General features: G+C 70.3%; 1 pseudogene. It reads left to right on the top strand.

Features of this window, described 5'->3' with window-relative positions:
* Nucleotides 1-451: pseudogene (locus DBV35_RS29250) on the top strand (4-hydroxy-3-methylbut-2-enyl diphosphate reductase); the annotation flags it as partial.

The raw sequence follows: 451 nt of genomic DNA, 5'->3' as shown, positions 1-451 counted from the left end.
AGGAGGTCGAGGGGACCTCCGGTGAGGCGCCCGAGCACAGCCAGCTCGTCGAGTGCGCCGCCGACGTCGACTCCGTGACCGTCCGCGACCCGGAGCGGGTCGTGTGGCTGTCTCAGACCACGCTGAGCGTCGACGAGACGATGGACACCGTCCGTGCGCTGCGCGAGCGGTTCCCGAAGCTGCAGAACCCGCCGTCGGACGACATCTGCTACGCCACGCAGAACCGCCAGGTCGCGGTGAAGACGATGGCGCCGCGCTGCGACCTGGTGCTGGTCGTCGGGTCGCGGAACTCGTCGAACTCGGTGCGCCTGGTCGAGGTCGCACTGGGCGCCGGGGCCGGTGCCTCGTACCTGATCGACTACGCCCGCGAGATCGACGAGTCCTGGCTCGACGGCGTCACGACGGTCGGGATCACCAGCGGTGCGTCGGTCCCGGAGATCCTGGTGCAGGG

The sequence above is a fragment of the Acuticoccus kandeliae genome (assembly GCF_003073115.1).
The sequence above is the reverse complement of the archived record's forward strand: the minus strand, read 5'-3'. Positions and strand labels throughout refer to the sequence as shown.